The 19482-nt window shown below is 61.8% G+C and carries 19 protein-coding genes, 1 tRNA gene and 2 pseudogenes; 7 read left to right on the top strand and 15 right to left on the bottom strand.

Features of this window, described 5'->3' with window-relative positions:
* Positions 1–4 precede the first annotated feature (4 nt).
* From HK436_RS08920 to ppa, 4 genes and pseudogenes are all read left to right on the top strand, one after another.
* A complete protein-coding gene (locus tag HK436_RS08920; RefSeq protein ID WP_173188957.1) occupies positions 5–850 on the top strand; it encodes a TPM domain-containing protein in 846 nt (281 codons plus the stop codon).
* Positions 851–859: 9 nt separating this feature from the next.
* The gene (locus HK436_RS08915; RefSeq protein ID WP_173188955.1) at positions 860–1495 is read left to right on the top strand and encodes a TPM domain-containing protein; all 636 of its coding nucleotides are present in this window, start codon (positions 860–862) and stop codon (positions 1493–1495) included.
* A gap of 92 nt (positions 1496–1587) precedes the next feature.
* A pseudogene (locus HK436_RS08910) lies at positions 1588–2088 on the top strand (GNAT family N-acetyltransferase); the annotation flags it as partial.
* 140 nt (positions 2089–2228) lie between these two features.
* Positions 2229–2756, top strand: coding sequence for an inorganic diphosphatase (gene ppa, locus HK436_RS08905; protein WP_173188951.1), 528 nt, complete (start codon positions 2229–2231; stop codon positions 2754–2756).
* Between the two features lie 125 nt (positions 2757–2881).
* Here ppa and HK436_RS08900 read toward each other — a convergent pair whose 3' ends face one another.
* The 3 genes from HK436_RS08900 to HK436_RS08890 form a co-directional block, all read right to left on the bottom strand.
* A complete protein-coding gene (locus HK436_RS08900) occupies positions 2882–3385 on the bottom strand; it encodes a hypothetical protein (RefSeq protein ID WP_312860526.1) in 504 nt (167 codons plus the stop codon).
* A 64-nt stretch (positions 3386–3449) separates the two neighbouring features.
* Positions 3450–3770 carry a DUF167 family protein gene (locus HK436_RS08895; protein WP_173188949.1) on the bottom strand — a complete coding sequence of 107 codons (321 nt, stop codon included), beginning with the start codon at positions 3768–3770 and terminating at the stop codon, positions 3450–3452.
* A 5-nt stretch (positions 3771–3775) separates the two neighbouring features.
* Positions 3776–4072, bottom strand: coding sequence for a YggT family protein (locus tag HK436_RS08890; RefSeq protein WP_173188947.1), 297 nt, complete (start codon positions 4070–4072; stop codon positions 3776–3778).
* Between the two features lie 194 nt (positions 4073–4266).
* Here HK436_RS08890 and HK436_RS08885 point away from each other — a divergent pair.
* Positions 4267–4342 (top strand) — tRNA-Ala (locus HK436_RS08885).
* A 212-nt stretch (positions 4343–4554) separates the two neighbouring features.
* Here the strand turns inward: HK436_RS08885 and HK436_RS08880 are convergent.
* The 5 genes from HK436_RS08880 to HK436_RS08860 form a co-directional block, all read right to left on the bottom strand.
* Positions 4555–6228: an ABC transporter ATP-binding protein gene (locus HK436_RS08880; protein ID WP_244648625.1), complete on the bottom strand. Its 1674-nt coding sequence runs from the start codon at positions 6226–6228 to the stop codon at positions 4555–4557.
* Positions 6229–6230: 2 nt separating this feature from the next.
* A complete protein-coding gene (locus HK436_RS08875) occupies positions 6231–7043 on the bottom strand; it encodes an ABC transporter permease (RefSeq protein ID WP_173188943.1) in 813 nt (270 codons plus the stop codon).
* Complete coding sequence (locus tag HK436_RS08870) at positions 7040–7984, bottom strand: ABC transporter permease (protein WP_173188941.1); 945 nt, start codon at positions 7982–7984, stop codon at positions 7040–7042. The genes HK436_RS08875 and HK436_RS08870 overlap by 4 nt, the downstream gene beginning before the upstream one ends.
* 25 nt (positions 7985–8009) lie before the next feature.
* Positions 8010–9548 (bottom strand): ABC transporter substrate-binding protein, encoded by a 1539-nt coding sequence (locus tag HK436_RS08865; protein ID WP_173188939.1) that lies wholly within the window; start codon positions 9546–9548, stop codon positions 8010–8012.
* A gap of 153 nt (positions 9549–9701) precedes the next feature.
* Positions 9702–11114: a M20 family metallopeptidase gene (locus HK436_RS08860; RefSeq protein ID WP_173188937.1), complete on the bottom strand. Its 1413-nt coding sequence runs from the start codon at positions 11112–11114 to the stop codon at positions 9702–9704.
* A gap of 103 nt (positions 11115–11217) precedes the next feature.
* Here HK436_RS08860 and HK436_RS08855 point away from each other — a divergent pair, with 103 nt between their 5' ends.
* Entirely contained in the window at positions 11218–12114 is an 897-nt protein-coding gene (locus HK436_RS08855; protein WP_173188935.1) for a LysR substrate-binding domain-containing protein, read from the top strand.
* Between the two features lie 13 nt (positions 12115–12127).
* Here the strand turns inward: HK436_RS08855 and HK436_RS08850 are convergent, their stop codons facing one another.
* Both HK436_RS08850 and HK436_RS08845 read right to left on the bottom strand, forming a co-directional pair.
* Positions 12128–12391 (bottom strand): ACT-like domain-containing protein, encoded by a 264-nt coding sequence (locus HK436_RS08850; protein WP_173188933.1) that lies wholly within the window; start codon positions 12389–12391, stop codon positions 12128–12130.
* Positions 12388–13347, bottom strand: coding sequence for a Glu/Leu/Phe/Val dehydrogenase family protein (locus HK436_RS08845; protein WP_173188931.1), 960 nt, complete (start codon positions 13345–13347; stop codon positions 12388–12390). The genes HK436_RS08850 and HK436_RS08845 overlap by 4 nt, the downstream gene beginning before the upstream one ends.
* A gap of 150 nt (positions 13348–13497) precedes the next feature.
* Between HK436_RS08845 and HK436_RS08840 the strand changes: the two genes are divergently transcribed.
* Complete coding sequence (locus HK436_RS08840) at positions 13498–13983, top strand: Lrp/AsnC family transcriptional regulator (protein WP_173188929.1); 486 nt, start codon at positions 13498–13500, stop codon at positions 13981–13983.
* A gap of 121 nt (positions 13984–14104) precedes the next feature.
* Here the strand turns inward: HK436_RS08840 and HK436_RS32335 are convergent.
* From HK436_RS32335 to HK436_RS08815, 5 genes and pseudogenes are all read right to left on the bottom strand, one after another.
* Positions 14105–15062 (bottom strand): annotated as a pseudogene (locus HK436_RS32335) (ABC transporter ATP-binding protein).
* Positions 15059–15967 carry an ABC transporter ATP-binding protein gene (locus HK436_RS08830; RefSeq protein ID WP_173188927.1) on the bottom strand — a complete coding sequence of 303 codons (909 nt, stop codon included), beginning with the start codon at positions 15965–15967 and terminating at the stop codon, positions 15059–15061. Before HK436_RS08830 ends, HK436_RS32335 begins: the two are co-directional and overlap by 4 nt.
* On the bottom strand, positions 15964–16785 hold the full coding sequence (locus HK436_RS08825; RefSeq protein WP_173188926.1) for an ABC transporter permease: 822 nt from the start codon (positions 16783–16785) through the stop codon (positions 15964–15966). Before HK436_RS08825 ends, HK436_RS08830 begins: the two co-directional genes overlap by 4 nt.
* A gap of 6 nt (positions 16786–16791) precedes the next feature.
* Entirely contained in the window at positions 16792–17727 is a 936-nt protein-coding gene (locus tag HK436_RS08820; RefSeq protein WP_173188924.1) for an ABC transporter permease, read from the bottom strand.
* Positions 17728–17828: 101 nt separating this feature from the next.
* The gene (locus tag HK436_RS08815) at positions 17829–19424 is read right to left on the bottom strand and encodes an ABC transporter substrate-binding protein (RefSeq protein WP_173188922.1); all 1596 of its coding nucleotides are present in this window, start codon (positions 19422–19424) and stop codon (positions 17829–17831) included.
* Positions 19425–19482 lie beyond the last annotated feature (58 nt).

Below are 19482 nucleotides of genomic sequence, written 5' to 3'. Positions count from 1 at the left end.
AACCATGCAGGTCCCGCCCCAACGGCACCGGCTTTCGCCAGTCCCCGCGTCATCGCATTGCTGGTGCGCGGCAGCGTTTCTCGTGGCCGCGCTGCTCTTCTGCCTGCCAGCGCTCGCCCAGTCGCTGCCTGCGCTCACCGGCCGCGTCGTCGACAACGCGGGCATGATCGATCCGGCCGACGAAAGCGCGCTGGTCGCCACGCTGGAGGCTTTCGAGCAGAAATCGTCGGACCAGATCGTCGTCGCCACGATCGAATCGCTTGGCGGGGAGGCCATCGAGCCATACGCCAACCGGCTTTTCCGTCAGTGGGGCCTGGGCCAGGCCGGCGAAAACAATGGCGTTCTGCTGCTGGTCGCTCGCGACGACCGGCGAATGCGCATCGAGGTCGGCTACGGGCTCGAGGGCACGCTCACCGACCTGCATTCCAAGCTCATCATCGAAAACACGATGGTGCCGGCTTTCCGGGCGGGTGACTTTTCCGGCGGCATCACCCGCGCCGTCAACGACATCATCATGGTCCTCGAAGGCAACGCAGCCGAACTCGAGGCGCGCGCCGAGCGCAATCAGGCACAGGACGACGGCATGCCGTGGTTTGTCGTGCTGTTCATCCTCGTCTGGTGCGTTCTCTTCTTCGGCGCCTTCGCGTTCGCCTTTCTGGCTCCCGTCTTCGGCCGCAAGATCGGCGCCAAGCGCTACAAATGGCTAGGCATGGAGTTCGACTACACGCAGTCATCGCGAAGCTCCTCCGGACGATCTTCCGGCGGCGGCTGGTCGTCTTCGTCCGGCGGGGGTGGCTTCTCGGGTGGTGGCGGTTCGTCCGGTGGCGGCGGCGCGTCGGGAAGCTGGTAGGGAGACGAGATGACCAAGCCGCTGACCCCCGAACAGCATGAATCGCTGGCCGCCCGCATCCGGCAGGCCGAGGCGCAAACCCGGGGCGAAATCTATTGCGTCGTCGCACGCGCGAGCGACAGCTACGCCTATCCGGCAGCCTTCATGCTTGCGCTGGGCGTCATGCTCGTCAGCCTGCCGGTGGTCGTCTGGCTCGACCGGAGCTGGCTCGGCCTGCCACACCTGACGCTTGTGCTGTCGCAACTCGCAGCAATTGGCGTCGCCTGCCTGCTGCTGTGGTCCGTTCCACGGCTGCGCATCCTGCTGGTGCCACGAAGGCTGCGCTACCTGCGCGCCCACGACAACGCGCTCAAGCAGTTCCTCGCCCACAACGTCCACGTCACCGAACAGCGGACAGGCATCCTGATATTTGTTTCGCTTGCGGAACGGTATGCCGAAGTGGTGGCCGATTCCGGCATCAACGCCAAAGTGCCGCAGGAAGAGTGGAACGGCATCGTCGAGCGGCTTGTCGCGGCCGCGGCCGCCGACCATCTTGCCGAGGGCCTTGCGGACGCGGTCGACCGCGCCGGCGCCCTGCTTTCCGGACATTTCCCGGGCGGCACGAACAATCCCAACGAGCTCGACGACCACGTCGTCGAAATGTGAATCGGCAGGCCGGCAACACCCTGTGAGAAATGATCGTGCGCGCAGCCGGACTCTTGCCGCCATGCCGCCGCCCGGTTTATGCTTAACAAATCATGAATACACTGACGATCGACATCAGACGGGCGGAACCACGCGACGCAGACGCGATCGCCGGCGTGCATCATGAAGCATGGCAGGGTGCCTACGCCGGCATCATCCCCTATCGGGCGCTGACGGCGATGATCAACCGTCGCGGCACATCCTGGTGGGGCAACGCGATTCGCCGCGCTGCCAGTGTCCTGGTGATCGAGATCGGCGGCGAGGTCGTCGGCTATGCAACGCTTGGCCGCAACCGCGCCCGCGAGCTGCCGCAGCAGGGAGAGATTTACGAGCTCTACCTGAAACCGGAATATCAGGGCATAGGGCTCGGTGGCCGTTTGTTCGCCGCTGCCCGCGAGAAGCTTGCCACGCACGGCCTGTCCGGACTGGTGGTCTGGGCACTGGAAGAAAACGCCAATGCCATCGGTTTCTACACCGGTGCTGGCGGCCGCGACGTCGCCGAAGGCGTCGAGGTTTTCGACCAGAAGGCATTGCGCAAAGTCGCCTTCGTCTGGGTGACGCGCCCCTACCCTCCTTGCTGCATTGCAATATCGGGCTGCGCGGTATATCCGCTGGCCCGACGGATTTGACGCCTGCGGCGACACGCTCATAATCGTGGCGGCCGGGGCAAACGCAGCATCAGGAACGGACGACCATGCGCATCGACGCCATCGCCATCGGCAGCAACCCACCGGAAGACGTCAACGTGATCGTCGAGGTGCCCGTCGGCGGCCAGCCGATCAAGTACGAGATGGACAAAAACGCCGGCACGCTCGTGGTGGATCGCTTCCTCTACACGCCGATGACCTATCCGGGAAATTACGGCTTCGTGCCGCATACGCTTTCGGAGGACGGCGACCCGATCGACGTTCTGGTCTGCAACACCCGCCAGCTCATCCCCGGCTGCGTCATCAATGTGCGCCCGATCGGCGTGCTGGTGATGGAAGACAATGCCGGCAAGGACGAAAAGATCATCGCCGTCCCCTCGCCGCACCTGACCCGGCGCTACGAGAACGTGCACGAGCATACAGACATGCCCGAGATCACGCTCAAGCAGATCGAACATTTCTTCGAGCACTACAAGGATCTGGAGCCCGGCAAGTGGGTCAAGATCGGCGACTGGCGCGGCGCGGCGGCGGCCCGCAAGATGATCGTCGAGGCCATCGAGCGCGCGAAATCCTGATACGAACGAGGCCGGCCTGAGTGATCGGCCTCAATTCTCTGCGCGGCTGAACGGCGGCACCGGCACGCTTCCGGCGTCGATGACGGGCTGGTCCCCGCAGGCGAAATCGCGCGCCTGCGTATCGGCTATGCGCCGCGCCTTCTCGTTGGCATCGGGATTGCCCGTGGCGACCACATAGCCGACGGCGCACCCTTCCCGGCCATGGATCTGGCCGACCTTTTCCACCACCAGCACCTCGGTCTTCGTGTCCGCATCGTCGGGCTCGCTGACGAACCAGCGATGGATGGTCGCAAAGGCGTCTCGCGCGCGCCGTCGCGCTCGATGCGCCATTCGATGCGGGGTCCCGCTGAATTGAAGCCGTCGAAACTCTCCCAGGTCGGCGCGAGATCGCCGTCCGGCGGAAAGCCGTAGAAGATCGATTCGCGTGCGTCGGCGTAATAGATGACGATCGGATATCCGCGATAGCCGGAGCAGACCATGTCGACCCAGTCGCCGTCGCCTTCCTCCGCCGTTGCGAATACGGAGCAGTGGTGATCGGCTTCCAGATTGGTGTAGGCGCTGACGATCTCCTGTGCGCCTGCGATACCGGCGCCGCCAAGCAGGAGAAGGGCTGAAAGGATGATACGCATCGGCTGCTCCATGATCTGGTTCGGGCAAACCTAACCTAACGGCGGCCATGCGCCCAGCCTCTGCTCAGCCTTCGAGCAGTGCAAGCTGCGCTTCGATAAGTTCCGGGTCACCTGCCACGCGAACGGTCTTGAGGCGCGCGGTGCCGCCGGCAACGACGCTGACCGAGCTCGCAGGCACGCCAAGCGCCGATGCGAGAAGTTTTTCGAGCGCCTGGTTGGCCTTGCCCTTCTCGGGCACGGCCCGCACCCGCGCCTTCAGGAATGCACGGCCATCGGCGCCGGCCTCCACACCCTCGATGGCGTCGCGCGCCGATTTCGGCGTCAACCGGACAAACAGCTCTACGCCGCCCGCATGGCGGCGGTGGAAAGCCGGTGCCGCCGACATCGCGATCAGGCGGAAAGCAGAATCGGCGCGACCGTCGTCAGAAGGAGCTGGCGGATGAAGAAGAGAATAAGCAGCAGGATGATCGGCGAGATGTCGATGCCGCCGAGATCAGGCATGAAGCGCCGGATCGGACGCAGTGCCGGTTCGGTGAGGCGGAACAGCATGTTGCCGATCGAGCCCACGAACTGGTTGCGCGCATTGATGACGTTGAATGCATAGAGCCACGAGAAGATCGCGGATGCGATGATGATCCACCAGTAAAGATCGAGCGCGAGCACGATGGTCTGGATAAGCGCGAGCATGCCGGTCTCCCTTCGAACGCCCGCGACATGTAGCCATTGCCGGCACAACCGGCAAGTGCCGAGCTGCCGCACGGCCCCCGCACGGTAAACGCCCGTTACGGATCGCGCGCAGATCCGATGCGGGTGGCAGGGCCGGCCATCTGACGCTTGACACGAAGCCGCCGCCGCTCGTAAATGCCGCCCATCCGCTGGACGGGGCCGTAGCTCAGCTGGGAGAGCGCGTCGTTCGCAATGACGAGGTCAGGGGTTCGATCCCCCTCGGCTCCACCAACGGCTTCCAAGCGATACCTCAACCTGAAAGCGCTTTTCGGAGACACACAGGGCACTGCAAGTCCGCGGCGGATCTGGTTCGGAGATGCTGCGTTCGCATCCCGCTGATTGACTTGCGCTCGGCCTGGGTCCCGAAGATGACGGCGAGGTCCAGCCTCCGCACATCGCAGAAATAAGAACAGGTGGCCGGGCTCTATTGCGCCGCTCCTGGATTATTCGGCCGCTTTCGGTCCCGCCTGCCCAACATCGCTGTCAAAACGCCATCCCAGTTTCACCCCGCCGTGGCCCGTTCGGACAAGGGTGGGAATGGCCTGCAGCAATTCCCTTGTGTATTCGTGCTGGGGATTGTCGAAGATCGCATCGCGGCTTCCCTGTTCGACCACGACGCCCCTCTTCATTACGATCACACGATCGGCGATCTGCTCGACAACGGCCAGATCATGGCTGATGAACAGGCATGAGAAGCCGTGTTTGCGTTGCAGATCGGCAAAAAGTTTAAGGACCTGTGCCCGGACCGTGACATCCAGCGCGGATACAGGTTCGTCGGCGATGACGAATTGCGGCCGCGTCACGACGGCACGGGCTATGGCGATACGCTGGCGCTGCCCTCCCGAGAGCTGGTGCGGGAACCTGGTTGCAAAGGATGCAGCCAGGCCAACTTCGTCGAGAACCTCAGTCACTCGCAAACGCTTTTCGCCCGCCGACAGGTCGTTGCGGTGGCGCAACGCTTCCCCCACCAGGCCAGCGACTTTCATCCGGGGATCGAGCGACGAATAAGGATCTTGGAAAACCATCTGGCAGTTTACCCGATAGTCCCCATAATTCGTCGACGAGGGCAATATGGGATCGCCGTTGAAGAGAACCTGGCCTTCCGTCGGGGGAATCAACCCGGCGATCGCCCGGCCGAGCGTCGTCTTGCCCGAACCCGATCCTCCGACCACCGCAACGACTTCCCCCGGCATCACATTCAGGCTGATGCCGTTCAGCGCGCGCTTGGGTTTTCCCTCGCGAAACAGGCCCTGGCGCGCGGCATAATCCACGACGAGCCCTTCGACCTCGATCCGCGCCACCGGCGTAGTCTCGATTGCGCGAGCAGGCATGCGCTGCGGCAGAGCCGACAGGAGCTTGCCCGTATAGGCATGTTGCGGCGCCTCCAGCAGGCTTTGCGTTTCGCCCTGCTCGACGATTTCGCCTTGCGACATGACAACGACGCGGTCGGAGTAGGTCGCCACCATCGCCAGATCGTGGCTGATCATCAGCACGGCCGTGTTGTTCTCGCGCGTCAGTTCGACCATCAGTTCCAGAACGTCGCGCTGCACCACCGCGTCCAACGCGGTCGTCGGTTCATCGGCGATCAGCAATGCCGGCTTCAGCAGCATCATCGCAGCGAGCATGATGCGCTGGCGCATGCCGCCTGAGAAATGATGCGGCATTGCCGAAAGCGCCGTACTCGGATCGTTCAAGCCGACACGGGCGAGCATGTCGACGATCAACTGGTGGCGTTCGCGCTTCGTATGCCGACTGTGAAGGCGCAACCCCTCTTCCATTTGCCGGCCGATGGTCATCGACGGGTTGAGGGAGGTCATGGGCTCCTGAAACACCATGCCGACGCGGGCGCCGCGCAGCGCCCGGAGGTCGCGCTTGCTCATGGTGCAGATGTCGCGGTCTTCGAATCGTATCGAGCCACTGGTGCGTCGGATGTCGGGTGGGTTGAGAGCGACGATGGAACGCGCCGCCATCGACTTTCCGGAACCGGATTCGCCCACGATGCCGACAATCTCGCCGGCATTCACATTGAAGCTGATGTGCTTGAGGATCTGGATCCCTGTTCGCCCCACCTCGAGGGAAAGGTCGCGCACATCGAGGATGGGCCTTGGCTCGTGCATCGTCAATGTCTCATCCTTGGGTCGAGTTTGTGCCGTAACGCGTCGCCCAGGAGATTGATTCCGAGCAGCGTGAGCGAGATGCAAAGGCCTGGGAAGATGGCCAGCCAAACCGCCTGCGAGATGAAAGGGCGCCCACTCGCGAGCATGTTCCCCCAGGTGGGCGCGGGTGGGGGCACACCGAGTCCGAGAAAGCTCAGCGCGCTTTCGGCAAGCAACACCCATCCAAACATCGATGTGGCCAGAACCGTCAGTGGCGCGATGCAGTTTGGCAGAATGTGACGCAGCATCGTGTAGGCATTCGAATTACCCATGACACGGGACGCTTCAATGAACTCCCGCTCTCGAAGCGACATGACGGCGCCACGTACGATGCGGACAACGGTCGGCGTATAAGCCAGCCCCAGAGCCAGCACGATGCCGTACTTGTTTGCGCCGAAGATCGCGAGCAGACCGAGCGCCAGCAAAATGCCGGGGAAAGCCAGCAGCGCGTCGTTGAACATCATCACGATGCGATCGACCCAGCCTCGAAAATAGCCGGTGACGATCCCGATCACGGTGCCGGCACTTACTGCCAGACATACGGTGAGGAAACTTATCCAGAAGCTCGTTGCAGCGCCGGTCAGCAATCGGCTGAGCACGTCCCGCCCGAACTCGTCCGTGCCAAGCCAGTGCGCGGCCCCTGGACCAGCCAGCTTGAGGGTGAAATTGAGCCCCAGCGGATCGTAAGGGGTCCATACCGCCCCCAGCAACGCGGCACATAGAAGTGCTCCGGTAAGCAGCACACCCAGAACCGCACTTGGAGATAGCCGGGTCATTGGGCGTTCACTTTCGGGTCAAACACCGGATACAGCAAATCCACCACCAGATTGACGAGGACGTAGATGGTCGCGATCATCAGCAGGCAGCCCTGGATCACCGGGTAGTCGCGGGCGAAGATTGCTTCCACAAGCAGCCGCCCGAGGCCTGGTATCGCAAACACGGTTTCAATGACGGCAATGCCGCCGAGCAGATTTCCAAGAACAATTCCGATGAGGGTCCATGTCGGACCAAAAGCGTTTTTGAACGCATGTCGCCACATGACCGCGGCTTCGGACAGGCCCTTGGCACGGGCATGGGTGATGTAGTCCAGTTGCATGACTTCAAGCGTGGACGCGCGGGCCATCCGCATGATCACGCCGATCTCGTGGAGCAGAAGCGTTGCAACTGGCAGGATGATGTAGAGAAGGCCCTGCGTGAAATCCTGGCTTATCGAGACATATCCGACCAACGGCAACCAACCGAGCTTGAGCACGAACAGCAGGAGTAGCAACAAGCCCATCCAGAATGCGGGAATGGAAAGCAGAACCGTCGCGATACTCACCAGGGCCACGTCGGTGAGGCTGTTCTGACGCCAGGCGGCAATCATGCCGGCAGGCACGGCTATGACGCTGGCAAGAAGCACCGCTATCAGCACGATCTCCGCGCTGACACGAAGCCGCCCGAGGATGAGAGGCAGGACTTCCTGCTGGCTGGTGATCGACCTGCCAAAATCTCCGCTGAGTATGTTGCCCAGCCAGATCGTGAACTGAACTGGAATGCTCTGGTCAAGTCCGAGCCGTGACCGTAGGTCGGCAAGGCTGGCCGCGTCGGCAAGATCGCCCAACATCAGCGAGGCTGGGTCGCCCGGGATTAGCCGAATAAGAAAGAAGACGGATACCGACACGATGAACAGTGTCGGTATGGCCGCAATAATCCGGCTTATTGCGAATTTTAGCATTGTCTTACCGTGATCAGATGAAAATCTACTGCTTTGCCACTTCCCAGAGGCGCAGCTTCGACTGCCATGACACGACGCCTTGCAGTCGCTTGTTCGATACGATGTCGTTGACGCCATTGCTGTAGATGATCATGGGCACATCGTGCAGGAGAAGCGTGTGCAATTCGTCGAAGATCGCCTGGCGCCTTGCGGGATCGGACACGGCCTTGCCTTCGTGAATCAGCTTGAGCGCTTCCGGATTGTTCCAGACCTTGCCGGAGGTGGTGTCCTTGGGGCCTGAAAACTGCTCGAAGCTGAGAGCTGGGTCGAAGCGGGACGAGTATGAAAACGCCATCATCTGGTAATTGCCGGAGAAGTAGCGGCTAAGCTGCGTGCCCCACTCCATCACCTCGATCGTGGCATTGATACCAGCAGCTTGCAGCATGGCCTGCGCCACCACAGCCGTCTCGAAGCTCGGCGTGGTTGGCCGTTTGTTGGCAATTATGGTGATGGGATCGCCCTTGTAGCCTGCCTTGGCAAGTAGCTCCCGCGCCTTGTCCAGATCATGCGCGAACGCCTGCTTCTGCACGTCGCTGTAATACATCGATTGTGGAAAGATGGCCGAGTTGTTCGGTCGACCGTAGCCGTTGGTCACCTGGGTTACGAGCGTCGGCAGGTCCAGAGCGGCGGCAATAGCCTGACGCATTTCGACCTTGGAGAGCAGCGGATCGGCGACCTGCAGAGACAAGGTGTGCTTTGACGCGTCGACCGAGTCCGCGACATTGAAGTCCGGATTTGCTGCGAACTCCGGCACATCGGTGCTGGCAACGGCGGCGAGGTCCACTGTGCCGGACAGTAGGCCGGCCTTGATCGTTTCCGGATCGCTGATGACGTAGAAGCGGACCTTTTCCGCCAGCGGCTTCTTTGCACCGACATATCCGTCCGGTGCGCTGCCAGCGGGCGTCACATAGTCCGAGAATGCTTCCAGCTCGAAATATTCGCCGCGCTTCCAGGTTCCGAATTTGTACGGGCCGGTTCCGATCGGCTGGTTCCACGTCCCGTCTTCGTTGACAGACGCATAGTGCAGGATGCCTGCCATGCCGCAGTCGGTGCGCGCAAGCGCATCGAGGAAAACGGCGCTTGGCTGGTTAATTGTCATCACGATGGTTTGCGCGTCGGGTGCGGTTACGCTCTCGACCTTCAGGCCGTTGCGGCCGTCAAACTCCGCGAGGCACCGCCATTCGGTTGCCGGGTCCATGTAACGGGTCCAGTTCCACAGGACGTTTTCGGCGCTGAAGGTTTCACCGTTGTGAAAGGTGATCCCTGTCCTCAGCTTGAATGTGTATGTCAGCCCGTCCGCGGACATGTCCACGCTCTGCGCGAGCAGTGGACCCACAGAGCCATCTTCGCGATAGCCGACCAGGCCCTCGACCATATGCAGCACGACGCCATCGGTCGTGTCATCGCGGTTGACGCCCGGGTTCGTGCTGCGAACATCCTGGGCGATGGAAGCCGTGATCGTTTGCGCCATCGCCTGCGGCGACAGCAACCCAAGCATCATGGCTGAAAGCACAATACGTTTCATTCCAAGTTCCCCGCTTATGTATCCCGGGCGTTCCTGTCCGGGATTTCTATTAATTTCCGAACCAAAAAGGCATTGTCCGGCATCTACTATTCGCTCACCGCACTGCATGGCGATGTGTATGCACCCGATTGCACATTCGGATTTCTGGTGGGGTCAGAGGCTCGCTGCGCCTGCGCGAGGCGACGGCGGCGGTGTCTCGTGAAGGTCCCAAAAGAGGCCCGCCATGACCCCAAGTCCTTCCTCGGCCAGTGGCATCAGAAGGTGTTCGTTCGGGGCGTGTTGATTGCAACCCCAATACGAATGAGGGACCCAGATCGTCGGCATGCCCAGCAGGGTCGAAAAACAATCGTTGGGAAGCGAGCCGCCGGCATTCGGCAGGATGATCGGCTGCTTGCCGGTAGTATTGGCTACAGATGACGCCGCCCACGCCATCAAGGGGTGATCCGGCTCGAGGCGGGTCGCGCCGGATATGTCGCGTTCCACATTCGGGATGAACTGAATCTGCTGAAATCCGTTCTCGTCGAGAAACGCGCGGATGGTTGATTCGAATGTGCTGGGGTCGACATCCACGGTATAGCGGATCTGCATCCGCGCCCACGCAACCGGCGGGATTGCGTTGACAGGAAGCTCCGGTGTGCCGGCGGTCATGGCGAGCACCTCGAGCGCGGTCCACCCGAAGACGCGCTCCGCCGGGGAAAGACCGGGCTCGCCCCACCACGCGTCAAGGTCCGGCCCCTCCTCTGTCTTTCTCAGCTTTATGCCCTGCAAGGCATCGGTGACTGCCGCAGGAACCTGCTGCGGCACGATACCGCGAACGCGAATGTGCCCTTCAGCGGAAATCAGGCTGGAAACCGCATTGCACAGTATCGTTGCCGGATTGGCGATCAGTCCGCCCCAATTGCCGGAGTGATGTGCGCCCTCACGAAGATTGCAAACTAGATCGAATGTGTAGACCCCGCGCGTGCCACCTTTCAGCGTAGGCGTTTCAGGAAACAGCCGTGGGCCGTCGGAAGCAATCAGCCAGTCCGCCGAAAGCAGGTCACGATGCGTTTCACAGGTCTCATGAAGCCCCGAAGAGCCGGTTTCCTCGGACGTTTCGACAAAGAACGTGACGTTGTAGCCGAGAGATTCGCGCGCCGTCAGAACCGCTTCGAGCGCGAGGGCAGCAATTGTATGCTGCCCCTTGTTGTCTGCCGTTCCGCGACCATAGATCTTTTCGCCCTCGACAGAGAGTTTCCAGGGGTCGCGCCCATCGCTCCAGCGCGTCTCCATCCCCGCGACCACATCGCCATGGCCATAGATCAGAAGGGTAGGCAGCGTTTCGTCCTCAATGCGCCTGGCAATGAGGTACGGTCCCCCAACGGCTGTCGGGTTGTCGATGATGCGCCCTTCAAAGCCAAGTTCCGCGAGGTCGTCGGCGAAAAGCTTCAAATACTGGTAGCAGTTCGGCAACCGATCGGGATTCTGACTCTCGGTCGGGATCGCGACCCGTTTAGCAAGATCATGCAGAAAGCGACCCTCGCGACAGTAGGAGCGGGCAGCGGCGATAGCTCGTTCGCGAGACATAATTTTCCTCAACACTCAGGTTGACAAAATTAAGCCACACGTCACTTTTCAACACAAACCAATAATCCTGTATCTGAGGCATAACTGAGTTAGGTCTGAAAGAATGGTTCGCCGCCTTCCTCCGCTGACCGCGCTGCGTGCATTCGAAGCAGCCGCCCGGCATCTGAATTTTGTACGAGCCGGCGCAGAGCTGGGGGTCACGCCCGGCGCGATCAGCCACCAGGTCAAGCAGCTCGAAGAATGGGTCGGCGGCACGCTTTTCGAACGTCGCGCACACGGCGTAACGCTGACGTCCAGGGGCGTGAGTTTTTCAAAGCAACTTGGCGCGATTTTCGATCAGATCTCGGTTGCCTCATTCTCCGCGCGTTCCAGGGAACTGGACAGCGAGGTGCTGATCCGGTGCCAATATTCACTGGCAATGCGGTGGCTTGCGCCCCGCATGGCGAAGTTCCACGAAGTCCATCCGGACATAGCGATCCGGATTTCGGCTATGTCGCAGAAGTGGAACGCGCAGGACCCGACCCCTGATCTCGCCATCTACCATAGCCTCGCCGAGAAAAAGGATATGCAGCAGGACCTCTTGTTGGCGGGGCATCTCACGGCGGTGTGTACGCCGGCTTTCGTCGAAAGATTGCCGCCCCAGCCGACGCCGGCAGATCTGGTAAAACAGCCCTTGATCAAGGTCGATTTTTCCGAGCCGGGCTGGAACGTCGATAGTTGGGAAAACTGGTTCTACGCAGCGGGCTTCACGAACATCACGCTGAAATTCAGCACGTCGGTCAACCTCCTCGTGCTCGCAATCGAAGCGTGTCTGGCAGGCGCCGGCTTTGCGCTCATTCCTAATTTTCTGATCGAGAAAGAGCTGGCCGAAGGCCTGTTGGTCGACCCTTTCCAGATACATTTCCCCGTCAGGATCCCCTACGTCCTGATGACGCCGGTCGCCAGCTTCGATCGGCCGGACGTGGCGATCGTGCGTAATTGGCTACTTTCGCATCGCTAGTTCGAAAGCGCGCTCATGGAATCGGCGTGACGTTCACCATGCGCGTGGTGACAAGCGTCTGTAGCCGGCATGCGATTGAAGAGGCATCGCTTTCTGCAAACTCCCGTACGGTGACCGTGATGGTCAGCGCTTCGAGCCCTTGCTCAATATGGATTGTTTCGGGCATCACCGATCGTTGGGCAAGTACATCCAGAACGCGCATCACCGCCTGCATGCCTTTGTCGACGGTAATCAGCAGGCGGTATGCTGGCTGACGGCCAGCGGTAGGGGCGCTCATAAGGCGCTGTCCGCGAGGAACAGTGACGAGCCTGCCGCAATCTTGGCGCGGGCCAGTTCGTCTGCAGCTTGGTTGGGAGCGACCCCGGTTGCGGATGCGTGATCCAGCACGCGGATGAGCCTGTTGCCGGTATCGGCTATGCGTCGCTGTGTGTCCTTTTCCGTCCAGCCGAAATATTCGCCGGCAACGTTGATGATGCCGCCCGCATTCACCACGTAATCCGGGGCGTACAGGATGCCACGCCGGGCAAGCCGCGCGCCGTCATCGGGTGTGGCGAGTTGGTTGTTGGCAGCACCGCATATTATTCTTGCCCGGATGGTGCCGATGCTGGTTTCGTCGAAGATCGCGCCCAGCGCGCAAGGGGCGAGAACGTCGGCCTCCACCGAGAGAATTTGTTCGGCGGAAACCACCGCTGCTCCGGTTTCAGCAACTGCGCGTCTGACGTTTTGCTCGGAAACATCCGCAACGATCATCCGCGCGCCGGCTTGATGCAGCATTCGCGCGAGTGAATGGCCGACGTGGCCGAGGCCTTGGACCGCAACAACGCAATCCGAAAGGTCCTTGGAAAGATGACGCCGAACGAGCGTCTCCATCGAGACGAAGACGCCCTGCGCCGTCCACGGAGAGGGATCGCCGCCCGGGCCGTCAGAATTTGAGGGCAGCCCCGCGACAAAGCGCGTTTTCTCGGACACCGCCTGCATATCCTCGACGCTGGTGCCGACATCCTCCGCCGTAATATAGCGGCCGGCGAGCGCATTCTTGTAGCTCATGCCCTCCGCAAGACGGAAAGCGTCTGCCCGCATCAGGGATGCGTCCTGATAGTGCAGCAGCCGACACCCGCCAGCCGCGGGCCCGAGCGCCGTCGAGTGAAGAACGATCAGGCCTTCAAGGCCGCTGTCAGGGTCGCGTAACGTATGGACGCCCTCAGGCGCCGCGACGTGTTGCTTATTCACCATTCTCTCCCGCACGGTGCACCGACGTTTCCGCGCAGGATGTTGGCCAATAATAGCCGCGAATATCTCCCGAACTTTATGCTATTGCGCCAGGATTGCAGAACAGGAATCACATAAATGGCAGCTTCACGAAACAAACGTTCTCGATCTACGATGACTGGGATTTCCGGCGAGATCGATCTGATGGACCGCAAGATCCTGTCCGCACTGCGCACCGACGGGCGGCTGACCACCAGCGAGCTCGGCGCAAAGGTGGGGCTGTCGCCATCGCCCTGCTGGACACGGGTCAAGAAGCTTGAAGCGAGTGGAGCGATCGAAGGGTATGTCGCGCTGCTCAATCACGCGGCTTTTGGATTATTCAACACGGTGTTCGTCGAGGTGACGCTGGACAAGCACAACGACACGGTACTGGCCGAGTTTGGTGAAGCCTTACTCAGGATACCTGAAGTCGTGGAGGCTCACCTTGCAACGGGAGACTACGATTACCTGATCAAGGTCGCAGTCTCAGACACGCTGCACTTCGAAAGGTTCCTGCGGGAAAGGCTCTACAAACTGCCCGGCATACGCAACACGCGCTCGACCTTTGCGCTGCGCGCGCTCAAGCGCTCTACATCGGTCGACCCGCTGCTGCTGGTCTGAAGCCAACGGCTCTCTATGGACCCCACTGCGTGCCCCCGTATTTAACGCGCAAAACGGGCGCATGGCTCGGCACGTCCTCGAAGCGGAGACGACGCTCCGACGCCTGACAAAGCGGCGCGGGTCAAGCGCGCAACAGGCGGACCTTGTGTTCGGGGCCAACGTCGACCAGTTCCGATGGCTCGGGCGGTGAGAACACGTTCGGTGCGGCGCTGCCGTCGGAGCCAAAGCGCCAGCCGGCCGGCGCGGCGGGCTGCGTTGCCCCTGCCGCCAGACCGCCATGCCCCAGCGCGACATCGGGGTCGGGGATCGCGTCGATCAGCCGCCGCGTGTAGGGGTGCTGCGGGTTCTCGAAAATTTCCTTCCAGCCGCCCTGCTCGACGATCTGGCTGAAAAACATCACCAGCACCCGGTCGCTCATATGCTCGACCACCGACAGGTCGTGCGAGATCATCACATAGGACAGGCCGAACTCTTCCTGCAGATCGAGCAGGAGGTTGATGATCTGCGCCCGGATGGACACGTCCAGCGCCGAGACCGGCTCGTCGAGCACGACGATCTCCGGTTCCAGGATCAGCGCGCGCTATGCCGATACGCTGCCGCTGGCCGCCTGAGAATTCATGCGGGTAGCGCGTGCCCTGTTCGGGCGTGAGGCCGACGCTCCCGAGCATGGCGGCGATGCGGTCCGTTGCTTCCGAGCCGGTAATCCCGTGAAGTTTCAGCGGCTGCGCCAGCGACGCGTTCACCGTCTGGCGCGGATTTAGGCTGGCATAGGGATCCTGAAAGACCATCTGCGCGGCCTTGGCGCGCGCCATCCGGCTCGGCGCTCCGGGACCGGTGATGGGCTGGCCCTTGAAGCGGATCGTGCCTTCGCTGGGCTCCTGCAGGCCCATGATCGACAGTGCCGTTGTAGACTTGCCGCAACCGGATTCGCCCACAATCGAGAGGCATTCGCCCTTGGCCAGCGAAAAGCTGACACCCGTCACCGCGTAAAGTGTCCGTTTGCCGGTTCCCAGCATGCCGCCGCCCGTGATGGGGAAGCGGACGTGCAGGTTGTCGACCTCGAGAATTGGTGCGCTCACGCTGGCGCTCCTTCCTCGCGCGGGCTGATGAAGCGCGTTTGAGTGAGCTTGGAGCGGTCGTCGATGATGCTGTCGATGTCGACCAGCCGCTGCCGGCCATGCGACGAGCGGCTGCCGAGGCGCGGCAAGGCTCCCAGGAGGCCGCGCGTATATTCATGGCGTGGGTTGGCAAAGAGAGCCTCGGTCCAGTTCTCCTCGACCAGCGTTCCGGCATACATCACGCCGACGCGCTGGCAGGTCGATGCGATAACGCCGAGATCGTGGCTGATGAAAAGCACCGCCGTACCACGCTCCGTGCAGAGTTCCTTGATCAGCCGCAGAACCTCGGCCTGCACCGTCACGTCGAGCGCGGTGGTCGGTTCGTCGGCGATCAGCAGGTCGGGATCGCAGGCCATCGCCATGGCGATCATCACGCGCTGGCGCAGGCCGCCTGACATCTGGTGCGGATAGTTCTTCGCCCGGCGGTCGGGATTGGGCACCCGCACATTCGCGAGCGCCTCAATCGCCAGCTTCTCTCCCTCCGCCCAAGACTTGCCCTGATGCAGATAGAACATCTCGGCGATCTGCCGCCCCACGGTGACCAGCGGGTTGAGCGCGGTCATCGGTTCCTGGAAGATCATCGCGACACGGTCGCCCCTGAGCTTACGCATTTCGCGCTTCGAAAGCTTCAGCAGGTCGCGGCCCCGGAAGAGGATTTCGCCACCCGTCGCGCGCAATGGTTTCTTCAGAAGTCCCATCGTGGCGAGCGAAGTGACCGACTTGCCGGAACCCGATTCCCCGACGAGGCCGAAAGCCTCACCCGGCATAATCTTGAACGAAACGCCCTGCAGGATCGGATACATCTGCCCGCCGCCGGCGGGCAGGCCGACATGCAGGTCTTTTACTTCGAGAAGCGGATCGGTCATGCCTTGCGCGTCCTCATATGCGGGTCGAGACTGTCGCGCAGGCCGTCGCCGAGCAGGTTGAAGCCCAGCACCGACAGGAAGATCGCGAGCCCGGGGAAGATGGCCACCCATGGAGCGAGCTGGATCATCTCGCGCGCATCCGTCAGCATCGACCCCCAGGACGGGAATGGCGGCTGGATGCCGAGGCCGAGGAAGCTCAGTGCCGCCTCCGAGAGCACCGCGCTGCCCATGCCGAGCGTCGCCATAACCAGGATCGGCCCCATCATGTTGGGCAATATCTGGGTGAACATGATGCGCAGGTCGGAATAGCCGAGCGACTGTGCCGCAAGCACGTAGCCCTGCGATTTGAGCGAGAGCGTTGAGGAGCGCGCGATCCGGCACGTCCAGCTCCAGTTCGTCAGCCCGAGCGCGATCAGCAGCGACACCAAGCCCGGTCCCAGAACGGCCATCACCGCCAGCGCGAAGATCAGCGAAGGTATCGCCAGCATGACGTTGGTCAGGCCGTTGACCAGATCGTCCCACCAGCCGCCCCAGTAGCCGGCGGTCATGCCAAGCGTCACGCCGATCACCGAATTGATGACCTGCGAGACGATGCCGACCGTCAGCGATATCTGCGCGCCGTAAAGGATGCGGGAATAGACGTCCCTACCCTGGCTGTCCGTGCCGAACCAGAACTCGCTGTCCGGCGGGAGCTCGGCATTCATCAGGTTCGCACCCAGAACCGGGTCGAACGGAGCAAGCCAGGGTGCAAGGGCGCCGGCGAGGATCACCACGGCGGTGAGGAACCCTCCGAAGAGGAGATTGAAACCTAGACGCATCGCCGCTTACTCCTGCTTGATGCGTGGGTCGATGGCTGCATAGAGCAGATCGACAAGGGTGTTGATGACCAGGAACCACAGCACGATGACGAGGATCGTGCCCTGGACGACGGGGATGTCGCGGATCGCCACGCTGTCGACCAGCAGCGAACCGATGCCCGGCCATGCAAACAGCTTCTCGATGACGACGGCCTGGCCGATCAGCGAGCCGAACTGCAGCCCCACGGTGGTGATGATCAGCACCAGCGCGTTGCGGGCGACGTGGCGGCGCACCACCGCCGTCTCGCTCATGCCCTTGGCGTGTGCCGTGCGAATGAAGTCCGAATTCATCACATCGAGCACGCCCGCACGCGTCGTGCGCGCCAACAGCGCGAGCGGCGTCACCCCCAGCGCCATGGCGGGCAGGATGAGGTTGCGGAACGACCCGTCGCCGTAACCGAAGCTCGGCAGCCAGTTCAGATGCAGCGCGAAGAGCAGCATCATCAGCAGGCCCAGCCAGAACTGCGGCAGCGAAAGGCCCGAAACAGCCCCGATCATCGTGACGGTGTCGAGGACCGATCCGGGACGCAGCGCGGCCAGGAAGCCGAGCGGCACACCGATGACGATCGCGAACACCATCGCGGCTGTGGCAAGTTCCAGCGAGGCCCACATCCGCTCATTGATCATCTGGATCACGGGCAGACGCGTGCGGAAGGAGGTACCCAGATCGAACCGTGCCAGGTCCCATATATAGGTGAAGAAGCGCTCGTGGAGCGGCTTGTCCAAGCCGAACTGGGCGGTGATCCGGGCAATGAGTTGCGGATCGGCGTTGGTCCGTCCGTCGGAGAACAGACTGGCCGCGAAGCTGCCTGGAACAACACTGAAGATCACGAAGATCAGCAGGGCGACGACGATCACGGTGGGGATGATCTGGAGAATGCGCCGAAGCGCGAAACGTAGCATGGGCGGGTCCCGTCTCAGGCCGCGTCAGGTTGCGGAGTGATGCACACTCGCAAAGAAGCCGTCCACGAGAAGCATGTCTTCCCGTGGACGGCGCTTTCCGCCTACTTGCGGCTTTCCGGAGCCGTGTCGTCGATCCAGATGTCGTCATAAGGCTGGAGCGCGAGTTCGGTCGCGTTTGGTACCAGCCCGTGCACCCACGGCTGATGGGCCATGACCGCCTTGTTGTAGTTGAAGAACCAGATCGGCGCTTCTTCCTGGATGAAGTTGTTGGCCTGCTTCAGCAGTTCCAACTGCTTGTCCGGGTCCCGCTCGGCACGGGCCGCCTCATAGATCTTGTCGTATTCGGGGTTCGAATAGGCGGTGTAGTTGCAAGCCGACTGCGGCGTCTGCGACCAGAAGCAGCGCATCACCGTCAGTGGGTCCGGCCCGGTAAGGTTCGACCAGATATAGGCCTGGAAATTACCCGACTGGACGGTCGAGCCGAGCGCTGCCGATTCGATCGGACGCGGCCGGACGGTAACGCCTACCTCTGCCAGCATCGGCAGGATCGCCTCGACGATCGGCACGCCCCAGCTTTCGTTCGGTGTTGCGGTGACCTCGAATTCGAAGCCGTCTTCATAGCCGGCTTCCTTCAGCAGCTCCTTGGCCTTCTCCGGATCGTAGGGATAGGGCTTGGCTTCGCTGTCGAAGGCAGGCGATCCCAGCGGCAGCCAGCTCGTGGCGCGCACCGCCTTGCCCTTGACCAGGCGCTCGATGATGAGATCCGAGTTAATCGCGTAGTTAATGGCCTGGCGGACACGCTTGTCTTTGAACGCCTCGACCTGGGTCTGGCTGAAGCCGATATTGCGGGTGAAGGTTTCGGCAACCTCGAGAAGGTTGTCCTTCAGCTCGGGATCGGCCTGGTAGGCCGAATACTGCACCGGGCCGAGGATCGAGACGTCGATCTCCTTGTTGCGGAAGGCCACGTCGCGCGCCGAGCCCTCGGCCATGACGATGATGTTGACCCGGTCGAGATAGGGCCTGCCCTCCTCGTAATAGTCATCGAAGCGCTCGACCACGATCTGCGAGCCGGGAATGTGCTCCTTGAACTTGAAGGCGCCGAGACCGACAGGGTTGATCGCCTGCTGCTCGAGCGGCACGTCGGAGGGATAGATCGCCGTCGTGGCTTCCATGAGGTTGAAGCCCGGATTGCCCGCCGCATTCAACGTGACTTCTAGCGTATTGTCGTCGATCTTCTTGAGGCCCGCGATCTCGGTCGCAGCACCGGAGCCGAATTCCTCGACGCCCTTGATGATGGAGAGGTAGCTCGCGCCCGACAATGCGTTGGAGGCGGTAGCCAGACGCTCATAGGTGAAGATGAAGTCGTCGGCGGTCAGCGGCTTGCCGTTGTGGAAGACCGCGTTCTTCTTGAGATGATAGGTGTAGGTGGTGCCGTCGTCGGAGACATCGACCGAATCCGCCAGCTCAAGCACCGGCTTGTTGGCGTTGGAATCCCATGAATACAGGCTGCGGTGGATCGCAAAGGTGAGGAACTGTTCCTGGATGTTGGGGCTGGAATGGGTATCCAGCGTCGAGAATGCCGAGCCGTAGGGCGCCGTGAAGTTGAACGTGCCGCCATGTCGCGGCTCATCTGCCGACCAGGCCAGCGTCGCAGTGCCGAGGCTTAGAACCGCGGCTAATGAAAGTGTCTTGAACATCGTTCTTTCTCTCCTCTGGTGGCGCGCCATTCCTTACGCTCGGGCGCGATTATCGTTG

The organism is Neoaquamicrobium sediminum (genome assembly GCF_013240295.1).
Classification (GTDB): domain Bacteria; phylum Pseudomonadota; class Alphaproteobacteria; order Rhizobiales; family Rhizobiaceae; genus Aerobium; species Aerobium sediminum.
This window is presented reverse-complemented; position numbering and strand designations above follow the sequence as displayed.

What these genes read in the sequence shown, in the direction of transcription:
- HK436_RS08920 (WP_173188957.1), top strand. Translation starts at nt 5, where the DNA reads ATGCAGGTCCCGCCCCAACGGCACCGGCTTTCGCCAGTCCCCGCGTCA.
- HK436_RS08915 (WP_173188955.1), top strand. Translation starts at nt 860, where the DNA reads ATGACCAAGCCGCTGACCCCCGAACAGCATGAATCGCTGGCCGCCCGC.
- ppa (WP_173188951.1), top strand. Translation starts at nt 2,229, where the DNA reads ATGCGCATCGACGCCATCGCCATCGGCAGCAACCCACCGGAAGACGTC.
- HK436_RS08900 (WP_312860526.1), bottom strand. Translation starts at nt 3,385, where the DNA reads ATGCGTATCATCCTTTCAGCCCTTCTCCTGCTTGGCGGCGCCGGTATC.
- HK436_RS08895 (WP_173188949.1), bottom strand. Translation starts at nt 3,770, where the DNA reads ATGTCGGCGGCACCGGCTTTCCACCGCCGCCATGCGGGCGGCGTAGAG.
- HK436_RS08890 (WP_173188947.1), bottom strand. Translation starts at nt 4,072, where the DNA reads ATGCTCGCGCTTATCCAGACCATCGTGCTCGCGCTCGATCTTTACTGG.
- HK436_RS08880 (WP_244648625.1), bottom strand. Translation starts at nt 6,228, where the DNA reads ATGCACGAGCCAAGGCCCATCCTCGATGTGCGCGACCTTTCCCTCGAG.
- HK436_RS08875 (WP_173188943.1), bottom strand. Translation starts at nt 7,043, where the DNA reads ATGACCCGGCTATCTCCAAGTGCGGTTCTGGGTGTGCTGCTTACCGGA.
- HK436_RS08870 (WP_173188941.1), bottom strand. Translation starts at nt 7,984, where the DNA reads ATGCTAAAATTCGCAATAAGCCGGATTATTGCGGCCATACCGACACTG.
- HK436_RS08865 (WP_173188939.1), bottom strand. Translation starts at nt 9,548, where the DNA reads ATGAAACGTATTGTGCTTTCAGCCATGATGCTTGGGTTGCTGTCGCCG.
- HK436_RS08860 (WP_173188937.1), bottom strand. Translation starts at nt 11,114, where the DNA reads ATGTCTCGCGAACGAGCTATCGCCGCTGCCCGCTCCTACTGTCGCGAG.
- HK436_RS08855 (WP_173188935.1), top strand. Translation starts at nt 11,218, where the DNA reads ATGGTTCGCCGCCTTCCTCCGCTGACCGCGCTGCGTGCATTCGAAGCA.
- HK436_RS08850 (WP_173188933.1), bottom strand. Translation starts at nt 12,391, where the DNA reads ATGAGCGCCCCTACCGCTGGCCGTCAGCCAGCATACCGCCTGCTGATT.
- HK436_RS08845 (WP_173188931.1), bottom strand. Translation starts at nt 13,347, where the DNA reads ATGGTGAATAAGCAACACGTCGCGGCGCCTGAGGGCGTCCATACGTTA.
- HK436_RS08840 (WP_173188929.1), top strand. Translation starts at nt 13,498, where the DNA reads ATGACTGGGATTTCCGGCGAGATCGATCTGATGGACCGCAAGATCCTG.
- HK436_RS08830 (WP_173188927.1), bottom strand. Translation starts at nt 15,967, where the DNA reads ATGACCGATCCGCTTCTCGAAGTAAAAGACCTGCATGTCGGCCTGCCC.
- HK436_RS08825 (WP_173188926.1), bottom strand. Translation starts at nt 16,785, where the DNA reads ATGCGTCTAGGTTTCAATCTCCTCTTCGGAGGGTTCCTCACCGCCGTG.
- HK436_RS08820 (WP_173188924.1), bottom strand. Translation starts at nt 17,727, where the DNA reads ATGCTACGTTTCGCGCTTCGGCGCATTCTCCAGATCATCCCCACCGTG.
- HK436_RS08815 (WP_173188922.1), bottom strand. Translation starts at nt 19,424, where the DNA reads ATGTTCAAGACACTTTCATTAGCCGCGGTTCTAAGCCTCGGCACTGCG.